This is a genomic window from Cupriavidus sp. DL-D2 (assembly GCF_039710735.1).
Taxonomy (GTDB): domain Bacteria; phylum Pseudomonadota; class Gammaproteobacteria; order Burkholderiales; family Burkholderiaceae; genus Cupriavidus.
On record NZ_JBDKXK010000038.1, the window covers coordinates 73,476 to 89,283 of the forward strand.

16 protein-coding genes are annotated in these 15,808 nt (G+C 64.0%); 7 read left to right on the plus strand and 9 right to left on the minus strand.

Going from position 1 to position 15,808, the window contains the following annotated elements; all coding sequences use genetic code 11:
• The first annotated feature begins 9 nt into the window (after nt 1–9).
• The 7 genes from urtC (at nt 10) to ABDB81_RS19885 (ending at nt 6,009) form a co-directional block, all read left to right on the plus strand.
• Complete coding sequence (gene urtC / locus ABDB81_RS19855) at nt 10–1,149, plus strand: urea ABC transporter permease subunit UrtC (RefSeq protein WP_346813091.1); 1,140 nt, start codon at nt 10–12, stop codon at nt 1,147–1,149.
• 8 nt (nt 1,150–1,157) lie between these two features.
• Nucleotides 1,158–1,901 (plus strand): urea ABC transporter ATP-binding protein UrtD, encoded by a 744-nt coding sequence (gene urtD, locus ABDB81_RS19860; protein WP_346813034.1) that lies wholly within the window; start codon nt 1,158–1,160, stop codon nt 1,899–1,901.
• A gap of 30 nt (nt 1,902–1,931) precedes the next feature.
• Complete coding sequence (urtE, locus tag ABDB81_RS19865) at nt 1,932–2,621, plus strand: urea ABC transporter ATP-binding subunit UrtE (RefSeq protein WP_137925578.1); 690 nt, start codon at nt 1,932–1,934, stop codon at nt 2,619–2,621.
• A gap of 54 nt (nt 2,622–2,675) precedes the next feature.
• Nucleotides 2,676–3,905, plus strand: a complete 1,230-nt coding sequence (fmdA, locus tag ABDB81_RS19870) for a formamidase (RefSeq protein WP_137925577.1) — start codon at nt 2,676–2,678, stop codon at nt 3,903–3,905.
• Between the two features lie 75 nt (nt 3,906–3,980).
• A complete protein-coding gene (locus tag ABDB81_RS19875) occupies nt 3,981–4,247 on the plus strand; it encodes a zinc ribbon domain-containing protein (protein ID WP_346813094.1) in 267 nt (88 codons plus the stop codon).
• Nucleotides 4,248–4,393: 146 nt separating this feature from the next.
• A complete protein-coding gene (locus ABDB81_RS19880; protein ID WP_137925575.1) occupies nt 4,394–4,681 on the plus strand; it encodes a helix-turn-helix transcriptional regulator in 288 nt (95 codons plus the stop codon).
• Nucleotides 4,678–6,009, plus strand: coding sequence for a HipA domain-containing protein (locus ABDB81_RS19885; RefSeq protein ID WP_346813039.1), 1,332 nt, complete (start codon nt 4,678–4,680; stop codon nt 6,007–6,009). Before ABDB81_RS19880 ends, ABDB81_RS19885 begins: the two co-directional genes overlap by 4 nt.
• 23 nt (nt 6,010–6,032) lie before the next feature.
• Here ABDB81_RS19885 and ABDB81_RS19890 read toward each other — a convergent pair whose 3' ends face one another.
• From ABDB81_RS19890 to ABDB81_RS19930, 9 genes are all read right to left on the minus strand, one after another.
• The gene (locus tag ABDB81_RS19890) at nt 6,033–6,767 is read right to left on the minus strand and encodes a GntR family transcriptional regulator (protein WP_237380520.1); all 735 of its coding nucleotides are present in this window, start codon (nt 6,765–6,767) and stop codon (nt 6,033–6,035) included.
• Nucleotides 6,764–8,362 carry an ABC transporter ATP-binding protein gene (locus ABDB81_RS19895; RefSeq protein WP_346813042.1) on the minus strand — a complete coding sequence of 533 codons (1,599 nt, stop codon included), beginning with the start codon at nt 8,360–8,362 and terminating at the stop codon, nt 6,764–6,766. Before ABDB81_RS19895 ends, ABDB81_RS19890 begins: the two co-directional genes overlap by 4 nt.
• Nucleotides 8,363–8,367: 5 nt before the next feature.
• The gene (locus tag ABDB81_RS19900; protein WP_346813043.1) at nt 8,368–9,057 is read right to left on the minus strand and encodes an isochorismatase family cysteine hydrolase; all 690 of its coding nucleotides are present in this window, start codon (nt 9,055–9,057) and stop codon (nt 8,368–8,370) included.
• A gap of 29 nt (nt 9,058–9,086) precedes the next feature.
• Nucleotides 9,087–10,013 carry an ABC transporter permease gene (locus ABDB81_RS19905; RefSeq protein WP_346813044.1) on the minus strand — a complete coding sequence of 309 codons (927 nt, stop codon included), beginning with the start codon at nt 10,011–10,013 and terminating at the stop codon, nt 9,087–9,089.
• The gene (locus ABDB81_RS19910) at nt 10,006–11,124 is read right to left on the minus strand and encodes an ABC transporter permease (protein WP_346813046.1); all 1,119 of its coding nucleotides are present in this window, start codon (nt 11,122–11,124) and stop codon (nt 10,006–10,008) included. The genes ABDB81_RS19905 and ABDB81_RS19910 overlap by 8 nt, the downstream gene beginning before the upstream one ends.
• Before the next feature lie 63 nt (nt 11,125–11,187).
• A complete protein-coding gene (locus ABDB81_RS19915) occupies nt 11,188–12,285 on the minus strand; it encodes a BMP family ABC transporter substrate-binding protein (RefSeq protein ID WP_346813047.1) in 1,098 nt (365 codons plus the stop codon).
• Between the two features lie 45 nt (nt 12,286–12,330).
• Complete coding sequence (gene atzF / locus ABDB81_RS19920; RefSeq protein WP_346813097.1) at nt 12,331–14,133, minus strand: allophanate hydrolase; 1,803 nt, start codon at nt 14,131–14,133, stop codon at nt 12,331–12,333.
• A 2-nt stretch (nt 14,134–14,135) separates the two neighbouring features.
• Nucleotides 14,136–14,957 carry an ABC transporter ATP-binding protein gene (locus tag ABDB81_RS19925; RefSeq protein ID WP_137925568.1) on the minus strand — a complete coding sequence of 274 codons (822 nt, stop codon included), beginning with the start codon at nt 14,955–14,957 and terminating at the stop codon, nt 14,136–14,138.
• A 3-nt stretch (nt 14,958–14,960) separates the two neighbouring features.
• The gene (locus ABDB81_RS19930; protein ID WP_346813050.1) at nt 14,961–15,806 is read right to left on the minus strand and encodes an ABC transporter permease; all 846 of its coding nucleotides are present in this window, start codon (nt 15,804–15,806) and stop codon (nt 14,961–14,963) included.
• Between the last annotated feature and the right edge of the window lie 2 nt (nt 15,807–15,808).

The window sequence follows — 15,808 nt, forward strand, 5'->3', positions numbered from 1 at the left end:
AGTTCGATGATGTCTCCCACAAAAACGCTACCGCTACCGCAACGGCTGCGCGCCCTGGGCGGCGAATGGGCCGGTTATGCGCTGCTCGGGCTGACGCTGGTCGTCGTGCTGCCGCTCGCGCTCGACGTCTTCCGCCTGAACCTCATCGGCAAGTACCTGAGCTACGCATTCGTGGCCGTGGGACTCGTCATGCTGTGGGGCTACGGCGGCGTACTGAGTCTTGGGCAAGGCGTGTTCTTCGGGCTGGGCGGCTACGCGATGGCCATGTTCCTGAAGCTCGAAGCCTCGGACCCGAAGAGTACGGCCATCCAGTCCACGCCCGGCATTCCCGATTTCATGGACTGGAACCAGCTCACCGCACTGCCATGGTGGTGGGAGCCGTTCCGGCACTTGCCGTTCGCGCTGATCGGCGTGATCGCCGTGCCGGTGCTGCTGGCCTTCGTCGTCAGCTTCGCCATGTTCCGGCGCCGCGTTGGCGGCGTGTATTTCGCGATCATCACGCAGGCCGTGGCGCTGATTCTCTCCGTGCTGATCATCGGCCAGCAAGGCTATACAGGTGGCGTGAACGGCATCACCGATCTCAAGACCATGCTCGGCTGGGATATCCGTACCGACAGCGCAAAGATGATTCTCTACTTCGTCAACGTGGCGCTGCTGTTCGGCACGATGCTGCTGTGCCGCTGGATTCAGCGCACCAAGCTTGGCGTGCTGCTGTTGGCGATGCGCGACAAGGAAGACCGCGTGCGCTTCTCCGGCTATGACGTGGCGATGTTCAAGGTCTTCGTGTTCTGCCTGGCGGCGGCGCTCGCTGCGGTAGGCGGTGCAATGTTCACGCTGCAGGTGGGTTTCATGTCGCCGTCGTTTGTCGGCATCGTGCCATCGATCGAAATGGTGATCTTTGCCGCAGTGGGTGGACGCATGAGTCTCGTCGGTGCGGTGTGGGGCACGTTACTGGTCAATGCGGGCAAGACGTACTTCTCGGAGAGCTTCCCCGACTTGTGGCTGTTCCTGATGGCCGCGCTGTTTATCGGCGTGGTGGTGGCCTTCCCCGAAGGTCTCGCGGGTCTCTATCACAAGTTCATGGCCCGGCGCCGTCGTGGCAGTGAGTCCGGCGAGGCGGCCAGCAACGTCCCCGGCAAGACAGCATAGGAGCGACCATGAGCAATACCGATTTCATGCTGGCCGTAGAGGACTTGTCCGTGTCGTTCGATGGTTTCAAGGCCATCGACAACCTGACGCTGTACGTGGACCGCGATGAACTGCGCGTGATCATCGGCCCAAATGGCGCAGGCAAGACCACGCTGCTCGATCTGGTGTGTGGCAAGACACGCGCCAGCGGCGGCAGCATCAAGTTTGTCAATCGCGAGATGACCGGCCTGCCCGAATACGAGATCGTGCGCGCCGGCGTGGGGCGCAAGTTCCAGACGCCTTCGATCTACGAAAACCTCAGCGTGTTCCAGAACCTGGCCGTGTCGTTCCCGCGCGGACGTGGTGTGTTCGGCGCCCTCGCCTTTCGTACCGACGACGAGGTACGTCAGCGCGTCACCGATGTCGCTACGGAAATCGGACTGGCCGATACGCTGGAACGCGAAGCCGCGCAGTTGTCGCACGGGCAGAAGCAATGGCTGGAGATCGGCATGTTGTTGATGCAGGAACCGCAACTGCTGATGCTCGACGAGCCCATTGCCGGCATGAGCGTGCGCGAACGCGAGCTGACAGCCGAACTGCTCAAGCGCATCAGCAAGGGACGCGCCGTCATCGTGATCGAGCACGACATGGATTTCGTGCAGCAGATCGCAGACAAGGTCACCGTCATGCACCAGGGAAAGATCCTGGCCGAAGGATCGATGGCGCAAGTACAGAAAGACCCGCGCGTCATCGACGTCTACCTGGGCCACTGAGCCCCGAGCCACAGCTAAGGAGCACATCGCATGCTGACCGTCGATAACGTGGTGGTGAACTATGGCCAGAGCGAGGCGCTGCACGGCGTGTCGTTCGCCGCCGCACAGGGCGAGACCGTCGCCATCATGGGCCGCAACGGCATGGGCAAGACCACGCTGTTCAAGGCGATGATCGGCATGCTGCCGCTGCGCGCCGGACAGGTCTGCGTCAATGGCCAGGACGTGTCGCACGACGAGAGCTACCGCCGCGTGCGTGCCGGCATTGCCTATGTGCCGCAGGGCCGCATGATCTTTTCGCACCTGACCGTTGAAGAGAACATCCTCACTGGCATGGAACAGGGCAAGACGCGGCGCATTCCCGACGAGATCTTCGCCATGTTTCCCGTGCTGTTCGATATGCGGCGCCGCAAGGGCGGCAACCTGTCCGGCGGGCAGCAACAGCAACTGGCCATTGCCCGGGCGCTGGTGTCAAACCCCAAGGTGCTGCTGCTGGATGAACCGACCGAAGGTATCCAGCCGTCGATCATCAAGGACATCGCGCGCGCGCTGAACGAGATCCGCCGCACGCGCGACATCACGATCGTTTTCTCCGAACAGGTACTGAGCTTCGCAATGGAGGTGGCGGATCGCCTGTTCGTCATCGAGGGCGGGCGCTTTGTCCACGAAACGCAGCGTCATAGCACCGATGTCGCGCACATCCGCGAATACCTCTCCGTCTAGCCATCCCTCACTCGTTTTCATCACCACCCCTGCACGCATCCAGGAGTCAATCTCATGACCGATACCCTGATCCAGGTCGATCTGGCCCAGTCGCCGTACGAGAACCCGAACGTCCACAACCGCTGGCACCCCGACATCCCCATGGCCTGCTGGGTCAAACCCGGCGACGATTTCATCCTGGAGACCTACGACTGGACGGGCGGCTTCATCAAGAACAACGATTCCGCCGATGACGTGCGCGACATCGACCTGTCCATCGTTCACTTTCTGTCCGGACCCGTCGGCGTGGAAGGCGCGGAACCGGGCGACCTGCTCGTGGTGGACCTGCTCGACATCGGCGCCAAACCCGAGAGCCAATGGGGCTTCAATGGCTTCTTCTCGAAGCAGAACGGCGGCGGCTTCCTGACCGATCATTTCCCGCAGGCGCAGAAGTCGATCTGGGATTTCCACGGCATGTTCACGTCGTCGCGCCATATTCCCGGCGTGAACTTTGCGGGCCTGATCCATCCGGGCCTGATCGGCTGCCTGCCGGACAAGGCAATGCTGGAGACGTGGAATCAGCGCGAAGCCGATTTGCTGGCGACCGACCCGAACCGCGTCCCCGCACTGGCCAACCCGCCGTTTGCGGCCACGGCGCACATGGGCAAACTGCAAGGCGATGCGCGCAACGAGGCCGCGGCCACGGGCGCACGCACCGTGCCGCCGCGCGAACACGGCGGCAACTGCGACATCAAGGATCTGTCGCGCGGTGCCAAGGTGTACTTCCCGGTGTATGTGGATGGTGCCGGCCTGTCCGTGGGCGATCTGCACTTCTCCCAGGGCGATGGCGAAATCACGTTCTGCGGCGCCATCGAAATGGCCGGCTGGGTGCATATGCGCGTCACGCTGATCAAGGACGGCATGGCGAAGTACGGCGTCAAGAACCCGATCTTCAAGCCCAGCCCCATCACGCCGCACTACAACGACTACCTGATTTTCGAAGGCATCTCGGTCGATGAATCGGGCAAGCAGCATTTCCTCGACGTGAATGTTGCATATCGCCAGGCGTGCCTTAACGCCATCGAATACATGACGAAGTTCGGCTACTCCCGTGCGCAGGCGTACTCGATCCTCGGCACAGCGCCGGTGCAGGGTCATATCAGCGGTGTGGTCGATGTGCCGAACGCATGCGCCACGCTCTGGCTGCCAACGCAGATCTTCGACTTCGACATCCGCCCCAGCGCGAGCGGCCCGACCAAGATGATCCAGGGCACGGTGGACCTGCCGCTCTCGCCCGATCTTTAATCCACATCGCGAGTCACCGGAGCCGCCATGCCCACCTATGATTACCGATGCCACGGATGTGGTGTGTTCACCGTGATGCGCCCGATGTCGCGGCGGGACGAGCCAGCGGCTTGTCCCGACTGCGGCGCGGCGGCGGCCCGGGCGCTGGTGGCGGCGCCGTCGCTCGGCACCTTGAGTACGGCTTCGCGCGCCGCGCATGCCACCAACGAGCGCAGCGCGGCGGCGCCCAAAGAGAGTCGTTTGCACGGTGCGGGATGCGGGTGTTGCAGCCCGGTCAAGCTGCCGACCTCCCCCAACGCAATCAAACAGCCCAGCGGCAGGCCGTGGATGATCAGTCACTAAGTGCCCGCGAAGCGTAGACTTCCGCGCCAAACTGCATTTTATCGCATTACTTTTTATAAAAATACATGCGATAACATGCGATACGACTTGAATGCACTCAGGGCGTGATGCATACTATCGCAGCTATTTTGCTGCGGATGCATGCTATGTCATTACTCTCTGAGTCCCAGGCGATGCGCAGTCGCCGCCAGATCTCGATCTCCAATCTGGCACGCCTGATCGGTATGGCGCATCAGAACCTGTCTGCCATCCTTCGCGGTGAGAAAGACAGCCGTGCCTCGACTTTCGAGTCTCTGGCGGGGGCGATGGATGCCGAATGGGTCATGGTGCCCAAGGAGAAACTGACCGAAGTGCGCCAGGTTCTCGATGGCAAAGGCAGCGGCCCCGACCGCACGGCCCGCTCCACGATAGACCACCTGCTGGGCCAATCATGAGCTTTGAACTGCACCCCCGCTACCTGGAGGTTCATCTTCATGATCGGCTCTGCGGCTTTCTCTGTGAGGCGGGCGGGAATACGCGCTTCGTCCCCACGGAGGAATACCGGGGCAACAACGACCGCGACACGCTCAGCCTGTCCATTACGCTGCCGACCGACCTTGGGCGTGAAGCCACGTCGGAAGTCTTCGACAACGCGTTCCACCCCGCGATCTACAACACGGGCGGCGAACTCCCGCCGTACTTTGCCGGCCTGCTGCCCGAAGGCGAACTGCGCAAGCGTCTGGAAGCCACGCGAAAGAACCCCGAGGACAAAGACGATTTCGGCGTGCTGGCCTCCGCTGGCAACGATTTGCCGGGCGCCATCGTGGTGAAACCTGCCGACACGCGCGCGCTGCCCGAATACGTGCGCACTTACGGCGTGACAGGCGGTGCGGACAACCTTGAAATCGCTGTCGTCGAAGGCGCCACGGAAGGCGCGGCGTCGGTCTCGGGCGTGCAGAACAAGCTGGCGCTTTCGACCATGCGAAAGGGCGAGCGCTACACCCTGCCGACCAAGACCAGGATATCGGACATCATCGCCAAGCTGCCAGCGAAGAACGACGACTCCCAGGTGCTCAATGAATACGTGTCGATGCACCTCGCAGCGGCAGCCGGTGTGAACATCGCCCCGATCCAGGTGCTTCCGATGTCGAGCATCGATGTACCGGACCTCGCGGACTCGATGGGCCAGGGCCTGCACTACCTCGCCGTGGAACGCTTCGATCGCACCGGCGACGGTGCCTGCATCCATGCGGAGGACGGCTGTCAATTGCTCGCCCGGATGCCCAGCAGGAAGTACGCCAAGGTTGAGGAGTACATCCGGCTCGTGGCGGCCCTGTACCGGCTGAGTCCGAACGGACTGGAGAACATTCGACAGTTCTTCACGCGTCAGGCGGTCAATACGCTGATCGGCAATAGCGACGCGCATCTCAAGAACTTCTCGGTGATCTACCACGATCGGAAGCTGCCCGAGCTTTCGCCCGCCTACGACATCGTGTGTGTCTCCGCCCTGCCCAACTTCACGTCCTACGGCCAGAACGTGGCGATTGACGAGTTCCAGCGCAAGGAAACGCTGGAACTCTATGAAGTGATCGCGGACAAGGCCGGTATCCCGAAGCGGATCGCTACGGCAGCCGTCAAGGAAGCCGTCTCCATGGCCCAGACCCATTGGCCGGATCTTCTGAAGACCATGGATGCGTCGCAAGCGGTGCGCGATGTGATCACCGAACGGCTGGCAAACCTGCCGCTCGCCAAGGTCGGGAGAGCCGGGAAGAAGGCGTCGTGATGCGCGTGATGCACCGCACCGCCTCAGCTGACAAATGCAAGCTTTTGATTGCGCGCATCGGCGAGCATCGACAGCGTGATCTTGCGCACTTCAAGCTTGCTTTGCGTGATGTGCGCACGCAGCAGGATTGCCGCCTCGGCGTGGCGATTCCGCGTCAGCAGTTCCAGCAGCGTGCTGTGTTCCTCGTAGGTGGCGCTGGTGCGCTTCGGTTTCAGGAAGTCGAGCCGGCGCATGATGCGGATGCGCTCCGTCACGTCGTTATGGACGCGCAGCATCTCGTTGTTGCCGATGGCGGCGACGAGCCGACGATGGAAATCCTCGTCCATCTCGAACATCGTCGCCGGATCGCTCTCCCGCTGATCTTCCGGCACGCACCAGATAGCGCGCAGTGCGTCGATGGCTGCCTGCCCACCCTCCACATGCTGGATACGCTCGATAGCGGCCAACTCCAGCACGATCCGCAAATCGTAAAGCTGGTCGAGCTGATCGAAGTTCACCGGCAAGACCTTCCAGCCACGCCGAAAACCAACTTCCAGATAGCCTTCGCGTTGCAGGCGAAACAGCGCATCGCGCATCGGCGTACGCGATACGCCGTAGTGCGCGGCAATCGCCAGTTCGGCGAAGCGGTCACCGGGGCAGAGCAGGAAGTTGAAGATATCCTGCTTGATGCGCAGGTAAACCTGCTCCGCCATCGCGTTCGGCGCATTCGACGTTGCGTCCATACGTTGTGGGTCGGAAATCGTTGCGATGGCCGTCATTGTGCGCCCGCGACCGTAGGGATATCAATCAGGCTTGCGTGTCCGGCCATGTGCCGGCCCAGTTCCGTCCTGTCTGCAGCGTCGGCCGGACCTTCGTGCACGATGGTGCCTTCGGCCATCACCGCGATGCGGTCGGCCAGTTCAAGCAGTTCGTCCAGGTCCTCGCTGATCAGCAGCACGGCGGCGCCGGCGTTGCGCGCGGCCAGCAGCCGGGCGTGGATATCGGCTACCGAAGCAAAGTCCAGCCCAAAGACCGGGTTGGCCACGATCAGAACGTCCACCGGCTGGCCAAGCTCGCGCGCGAGCACCGCGCGCTGGACGTTGCCGCCGGACAGGGTCCCGATCTGCTGTTCGGGACGCGGTGGACGGACATTGAACTGGGTGATCAGATCCACCGCCCGCGTGCGCATGGCGCCACGGTCCAGCCAGCCACCCAGGCGCCGCAACGGTGCACGGTCGAACGTTCGCAGCGCCAGGTTCTCCGCGACGCTCATGCCCGCTACGCAGGCGTTCCTGAGTGGCTCCTCGGGAATCGCGAACAACCGCCGCGCGGTCATCTCCGCACGCGTGGCGCGATACGGCAGTCCGGATACCTCCATCGTGCCCGCTGCCAGCGGCCGCTGGCCAACCAGTGCATCCACCAGTTCGCGCTGGCCGTTGCCCGATACGCCCGCGATACCAAGAATCTCGCCTGCCCTGACTGCCAGAGCGAGATCCCGCACGGCGGCATGGCCGCGATCGTCGCTGACGGTCATCCCGGTTACCCGCAAGCGCACCGCCGCGTCGGCTTCAGTTGGTGTCCGCGTCACGCGGCGTGCGCCGGCTGCCGCTGACGCTTCGGTATCCACAACGGTACCGGCCAGATCGCCCGCGCCCATCATCCACCCCGCAAGCTGCCCGACGTTGGTATCGGCTACGGCGCTGCCGCCGGCCCTGCGCCCCTTGCGCAGCACTGTCACGTCATCGGCGTAGGCGGTGACCTCGCGGAACTTGTGGGTGATCATCAGCACGGTCAGTTCGCCGCGCGACGTCAGCGTCCGCATCAGCCCGAGGACTTCGTCGGCCTCATGCGGGGTCAGCACGGAGGTGGGCTCGTCCAGGATCAGGAAACGCTGCCGCAGATAGAGCTGCTTGAGGATTTCCAGCTTCTGCTTTTCGCCGGCGGCCAGTGTCCGTACCCGGCGGTCCAGAGGCAGCCGGAACGGCATTTCCTGCATGAAGGCGTCTAGCGCGGCCCGTTCGGCGGCCCAGTCCAGCTTCCATGGCAGCGACCCGCGTGCGAGCAGCAGATTCTCCTCGACGGACATCCCTTCGGCCAACGTGAAATGCTGGTAGACCATGCCGATGCCCAGCGCCTGCGCGGCGCGCGGGGAATCGATACGGACCTCGCGCCGGTCGGCAACAAGTTGCCCGGCATCCAGCGGCGCATAGCCGACCAGCCCTTTTACGAGCGTACTCTTGCCCGCGCCGTTCTCGCCAAGCAATGCGTGAATGGTGCCGGGCGCGATCTTGAGCGATACGTCATCGAGCGCCCGGAACGCGCCAAACGATTTCGTGGCGCCGATGACTTCCAGTCCAAGTGCCTCGCCAGCCATGGCGGCTAACCCAGCGTGGCCAGCAGGGCCTGCGAGTTCGATACCGTACCGAACACGCCACCCTGCATGGTGACCATGTGGAGCGCCGCATCATGGTTGCCCTGATCGGTCGCCCCGCAGCAATCCGCCAGAATCGTGCACTCGAAGCCCCGGTCGTTCGCTTCCCGCATTGTCGTGTGCACGCAGACATCGGTCGTGATACCGGTCAGTATCAGGTTCACGATGCCGCGCGTGCGCAGGATCAATTCCAGATCTGTGGCGCAGAACGAGCCCTTGCCGGGCTTGTCGATCACGATTTCTCCGGGCAGCGGTGCCAGTTCGTCGATGATTTCCCAGCCCGGTTCGCCCCGGACCAGGATCTTGCCGCAGGGGCCCTCGTCGCCAATGCCCACGCCGCCGATACCTACCTGCCGGCTGCGCCAGCGCTTGTTGGCGGGCAGGTCCGACAGGTCCGGCCGGTGTCCTTCGCGCGTATGGATGATCGTGAAGTCCTGGGCGCGCATCGTGGCCAGCACACGGCGGATGGGCTCGATCGGGGCGCGGGTCATGGACAGGTCGTAGCCCATGCGGTCTACATAGCCGCCGAAACCGCAGAAATCGGTCTGCATGTCGATGATGACCAGTGCCGTGTTGTCGGCGCGAAGGTTGCCGTCATAGGGCCAGGGATATGGCCTGGCGTCGATGGTTCGGTTCATGTTGTCCTTGATGGAATTGAGTCGGCGGGTCAGCGGGTCAGGCTCAGTTCGCCCGGCGCCCCGGCCAGTGCACGGTTGGGGCGGCAGCTGATGGTCATGATCGCGAGCGTCAATACATACGGCGCCGCATTGAACAGGTAGTAGCCGCCAGTGATGCCGATGGCCTGCAGTGCCGGGCCCAGCGCGCCAGCCGCACCGAACAGCAGCGCCGCCCACAGGCAACGCATGGGCTGCCAGCGCGCGAAGATGACCAGCGCCACGGCCATGAGCCCCTGCCCGCTGGACAGTCCCTCGTTCCAGCTTCCCGGATAGACCAGCGACAGGTAGGCGCCGCCCACGCCGGCCAGCAAGCCGCCCACGGCCGTGGCCGCAATGCGGATGCGTGTTAGCGGGTAGCCCATGGCGCGCGCGGTCTCGCCGTGATCGCCAACCAGCCGCAGCACCATCCCCCAGCGCGTGGCACGCATGCCCCATTGCAGCGCGAAAGCCAGCGCCACGCCGATCAGGAACAGCACGTTGATGCGCAGGAGTTGCTGCACCTGCAGCGAGGCCGACCAGGCACCCAGCTCGATCGATGGCAGGCCGGGCGCCTGCGGTGCAATGAACGGCTTGCCGAGGAAGAACGCCAGCCCGGTTCCCAGCAACATCAGCGCGATGCCGAAGGCGATGTCAGACACGCGGGGCAGCGAACACACCAGCCCATGCAGGCCACCCAGCAGCAGGCCCACGCCTGCGGCGGCCAGCACACCCAGCCACGGGGAGCCGGACAGGTAGGACACCGCGTAGCCGCTCATGGCGCCCGACACGAGAATGCCTTCCAGCCCCAGGTTGACGCGCCCGCCCTTCTCGGTCAGGCACTCTCCCAGGCTCACGAACAAGTACGGCGTGCTGACGCGGATCGCGCCCGTGACCAGCGACAGTATCAGCACGAGCCACGTCGACGAAGCCTCATGCATGGCGGGTCTCCAGTTCTGCCGGCACCTTGCCGGCCAGGGCGATGTCCTGCAATTTCACGCGCCAGCTGGAAAGCGCACCGCCCATGGCTTCCCACGCCAGCAGGTTGGCAAACAGCAGGCCCTGCAGTACAAACGTGGTGGCATCGGGCAGATGCAGCCGCCGCTGCAGCAGGCTGCCGCTGTTCTCGATGCCGCCGATCATCAGTGCGCAGGCAACGATGGCCAGCGGATTCTGCCGGGCCGCGAACGCCACCAGGATGCCGCTGTACCCGTACCCCGCCAGCAGTGCCACGTTGGCGCTGCCCTGTACTGCCGCCACCTCGAACATGCCTGCCAGGCCCGCTGCCGCACCGCCCAGCACGCAGGCCGCCAGCGTGAGACGGCCCACCGGCAGCCCTACCAGCCGGGCGGCCCGGGCGTTGCCGCCCGTCACCCGCATGGCAAATCCGAACGTCGAGCGCCGCACCATCAGCCACGCCGCCGCGCAGGCCAACACGCCAGCCAGCAAGCCCCAGTGCACGTCGATGCCCGGCAGCGTGCCGACCATCCATGCATCCGGAACGGGTACGGTGGAGGGCTTGTTCAGGCTGGCGGGATCGCGCAATGGCCCCTCTACCAGATGCTTGAATACGGCGATGGCGATGTAAGCCAGCAGCAGGCTGCTGATGGTTTCATTGACTCCGCGCCGTTGCCGCAGTGCACCGGCTGCACCGATCCAGCAACCTCCTGCCAGCATGCCCGCAGCGGCCATCGCTGGCATGACGATCCACCACGGGGTAACCGCAGGCACGTACTGGGGCACCAGCGCGGCGGCCAGGCCGCCGAGCGCCAACGCGCCTTCGCCGCCGATCACGATCAGGCCGACCTGCGCCGGCAACGCCACGCATAGCGCGGTCAGCATCAGCGGCGCAGCGCGCGTGAGCGTGCTCTGCCAGGCAAACGGCGTGCCGAACGCGCCCTGGAAGATCAGTTGCATCGCCTCCAGCACCGGCGCCCCCTGCAGCAGCAGGAACAACGAGAACAGCAACAACGCGCTGGCCACGGCCAGCAAGGTAGGCAACGCGGGCAGGACGGCCAGCGTCAGCGTGGCAGTGCTGGCGGGGATGCGCATGGGAAGCTCCTGAGGCAACGTCGATCCACGGATTCGGCGGGGTTCGGCGGGGTTCGTCGTTCGTCAGCCCTGCCCCACCACGCCCGCCACCAGGTAGTTCATGGATTCGAGCGCGTAGTCCGTCTGAACCAGCCTGGTGCCGGCGGGCACTGCGACGCCACCCTTGTTGTCCTTCAGCGGCCCCTTGAAAATCACAAAGTCGCCGGCCACCATCTTCGCCTTGATGGCATCCGCGCTCTGCTTCGCTGCCGTGCTGACCCCTGCCCCGTACGGCGACATCTTCACGTAGCCTTCCTTGAGCCCGCCGCGCAGCAGATTGGGCTGTACCTTGCCGGCCTGGGCATTGGCAACAATCGCCTTGTAGGGCGTGGCCCAATCCCATTCGGCGCCGGTCAGATAGCCTTTGGGTGCCAGCGCTGCCTGGCTGGCGTGATACCCACAGCTCATGACGCCGCGCTTCTCGGCGGTCTCGACGATGACCTTCGGACCATCGACATGGCAGGTCAGCACGTCGCAGCCCTGGTCGATCAGGCTATTGGCTGCCTCGGCTTCCTTGACCGGCATCGACCAGTCACCCGTGAAGATCACCCGCGTCGTGATGGACGGATCGACGGACTGCGCGCCAAGCGTGAACGCGTTGATGTTGCGCAGCACCTGCGGAATCGGCTTGGCCGCCACGAAGCCAAGCTTCTTCGACTTGCTCATGTGCCCGGCGATCACCCCGTCCAGATACTGGCATTCGTCGATGTAGCCGAAGTAGCTGGCGATATTTGCCGGGTTGCCGGCCTTCCACAGTCCCCCGCAGTGCGCGAACCGCACCTTGGGGTACTTGGCCGCGACCTTCAGCACGTGCGGATCGAAATAACCGAACGAGGTAGCAAAGATCAGCGAGACCCCGTCCTGCTGGATCATGGCCTCCATGGTCTTCTGCGCCGCGATGGTCTCGGGCACGTTCTCTTCCTCCACCAGCTTCACGTTGGGCAGCTTGCGAATCACGCTGGTGGCCGTGGCCTGCGCCTGGTTGTAGCCGAAGTCGCCGCGCGCGCCGACGTACAGCACACCCACCGTCACGTTCTCGGCGGCCAGCAGCGATTCAAACGGCAGGATGGAGCCAAGCGTCAGCGCGCTGGCCTGTTTCAGAAAATCACGACGTTGGGTCATGGCAAGGTCCGATGGATAGGATGGAGAGAAGTGCGATGTGGCAATTCAGCTTGCGGCAACGGCTGGCTCGGCAGCTTCGACGCTGCGCAGATACGCCCGCCAGCCGCCAAACGCGGTGATGTCTCGTGCGCCGCTGCCAGCCGCCACGGCAAAGGGCTCGCAAATGAAGCCCTTGACCTGCCGCCCATCGGCCAGCACGACCGAGCCGATACCAAGTGGGGCGGGCACATCGGCCACGAACTTGCCGAACTGGCGCAGGGGTACGTCCCAGACTTCCACTTCGATGGCCGCGCCAGCATCGTCACGCACCAGTCCTGGCTTGGGTGGCACCGTTCCGGCCAGTGCATGGAGCCGATAGCTTGGCGATGTGGTTGTCGATTCCATGAATCGGGCGCCCGCTTCCTGCAGTTGCCAGTTCAGCGGCTGACCGCGCAGATGTGCGCCTACCACGGCCAGCGCCACGGATGGCTCGTTGAGCGGCAGCGGTTCCGGCAGAACGTCTGCGGTGCCGCGCAGGCTCGCTTCGATCTTTGCACCCAGCACCGCCAATCGATGATCCGCACCAGCAGGCCCGATCAGCGTGATGCCAGCAGGCAGCCCATCGGCGCGCGGCAGACCGGGGATCGCCAGCGCGCACAGGTCGAGCAGGTTCACGAAGTTCGTATAGCGCCCGAGCTTGCTGTTCTCGACCACGGGATCGGCCTGCACGGCGGCGATGGTCGGATGCGTCGGCGCGGTTGGCACTACCAGCACATCGATCCGAGCGAACAGCCCCTCGGCCTGGCGCTTCAGATCGGCCAACTGGTACTGCGCGTTGAACGCATCGGCAGCACTGAACTGGTTGGCCTTTTCGATCACGGTCACGACGGTTGCATCCATTGCATCGCGATGCGTGACCAGAAAATCGCCCACCGCAGCACGACGCTCGGCCACCCATGGGCCGTCGTAGAGCAGCGCGGATGTCTGCGCCAGCGGCGTGAAATCGATGGTTTCGGTCTGGATACCGAGCCGCGAACCGAATCGGTCGAGCGTGGCCATGAACGCCTGTTCGGCCTGCGCATCGTTCTCGAAGCTCAATGCATCGGGCAAGCCCACGCGCCACGCACGCGGCAGTCCCAGCATCGGCACGCGTGACGAGTAGCTATCCGCGGCATCGTAAGCCCCGATCTGCTCCAGCACGCGCCAGGCATCGGCCACATCATGCGCGAACACTGAAATCGTATCGAGCGTGCGGCACGCGGGCACCACGCCGCGCTTGCTCACCAGACCCAGCGACGGCTTCAAACCGACGAGTCCGTTCATGCCAGCCGGCACACGTCCCGATCCTGCGGTGTCAGTGCCGAGCGAGAACGCCACGCAGTTGCCCGCCACAGCCACCGCCGATCCCGAACTGGAGCCTCCCGAGACATACGCGGGCGACGTGCTGTGCCGCACCGCGCCGTAAGGCGAACGCGTGCCCACCAGCCCGGTAGCGAACTGATCGAGGTTGGTCTTGCCGACCAGAAGCGCGCCGGCGTCGAGCAGTCGCTGAACGGCGAACGCCGTCGATTGAGGCACGTAGGTGAACGCGGGGCACGCTGCCGTAGTCGGCAGCCCCGCCACGTCGATGTTGTCCTTGACCGCGAACGGCACGCCGAACAGCGGCAGGCGCTGCAGGATGGCCTCGCCTTCCTGGTCGAGCATCGCCTTCAAGGCTTGCGCCTTCGCCATCAGCGTTTCGACCGGCACGCGATGGATCCATACCTCGGGGCGGTCGAATGACTCGATCTGGCGCAACACTTCCGTGGCGCACGCCATCGGATCGAGCGTGCCTCGCGCATAGCGCGCGTGCAAATCGGCAATCGTCATCATCATCGGCGCACCTCGCGCTGGAAAATCTCCAGGCTTTGTCGCTTGGCTTCAACAAAGCTGGCTTGGGATAGCGTATCGACGGTACGTGGCCGCGCGTCGGTGTAGTCAAGGATTTCCGCCACGCGCGTGGGGCGCTTGGTCAGCAGCAGGATCTGGTCGGCCAGATACACCGCTTCTTCCAGATCGTGCGAGACCAGCAGCATCGTGGTGCCGGTCTGCATGAACACCTCTTGCAGCTTCTCGCGAATGAACAGCGTCATCTCGAAATCGAGCGCGGAGAACGGCTCGTCCAAGAACAGCACTTCGGGCCGGGGCGCCAGCGCGCGCATGATCGACGCGGTCTGCTGCTGTCCGCCCGACAGTTCATACGGATAGCGGTTCAGGTCGAACTTGACGTCGAAGGACGCCACCAGTTCGGCCATGCGGCGATCCACCTCTACCTTGCTGCATCCTTCGAGCAGCAGCGGATAGGCGATGTTGTCGATGGTGCGCATCCACGGGAACAGTGCCTCGCGGTAGTTCTGGAACACGTAGCCGATGCGCGTGTCCTTGAGCGTCTTGCCATCGAACAGGATCTCGCCGCGATCGATCGGGATCAGGCCGGCAATCATGTTGATCAGCGTGCTTTTGCCGCAGCCGTTGGGACCGAACACCGAGACAATGCGGCCCTTCGGAATATCGAGATCGAAGTTCTCGTACAGCGGCCAGCCCGCGAAGTATTTGGTGAGTCCGCGAATGGTGATGTGGGTGCCCGGCGGCCCCGGCCGGAACGCCGGCACGGGAACGTCGACATGACGGGCAGGTGTCTGGATTGCGCTCATGATTTACCTCCCGCTCCAATGGACGATGCGTCGTTCCACAACAAGAAACACGATATTGAGCAGATAGCCCAGCGCACCTGCGGCCAGAATCGCGGCGTACATCGTCTTGACGTTCAGCACCTGCTGCGCGTCGATGATGGCGTGGCCCAGACCGTTCTCCGAGCCGATGAACATCTCGGCCACGATGACGATCACCAGTGCCATCGACACCGCCGAACGCAAACCCACAAAGCTCGGCTGCAGGCTTTCCCAGATCAGCACGTCGCGGAACACGCGCCAGCGCGAGGCGCCCATGACACGCGCCGCCATGACGCGCTGCTTGCGGGCGTTGATGACACCGTAGGCACTGTTGAACACCACGATCAGCATGGCGCCGAATGCTGCAATGGCAATCTTGTTGATATCGCTGACACCGAAGATCAGCAGGAACAGCGGAATCAGCGCGGACGACGGCGTGGATCGGAAGAAATCGATCACGAACTCCACGCTGCGATAGGCGCGTTCATTGCTGCCCAGCAGCACGCCCAGCGGCATGCCAATCACGGCGGCAATCGCAAACGCCTGCAACGTGCGCGACACCGTGACCACAAAATCGGTCAGCAGCGGACCACCGGCCAGGCCGGTCATCAACGCGGCAATCGTGTCAGCAGGACTCGGCAGCAGAATGGCCTTGATCCAGCCCAGACGCACCACGGCATCCCAGATGATCAGCAACACCAGCGGGCCCACAGCGGGAAGCAAACGATCCGTGAAAGGCCGGCGCGGTGCGGCATCGGCTGACGCCGGCGGCGACCACGGCTGCTGGGCGATGCCCGCAGCGGGCACCTTGGAAGTGGAGGCTTCGGACATGA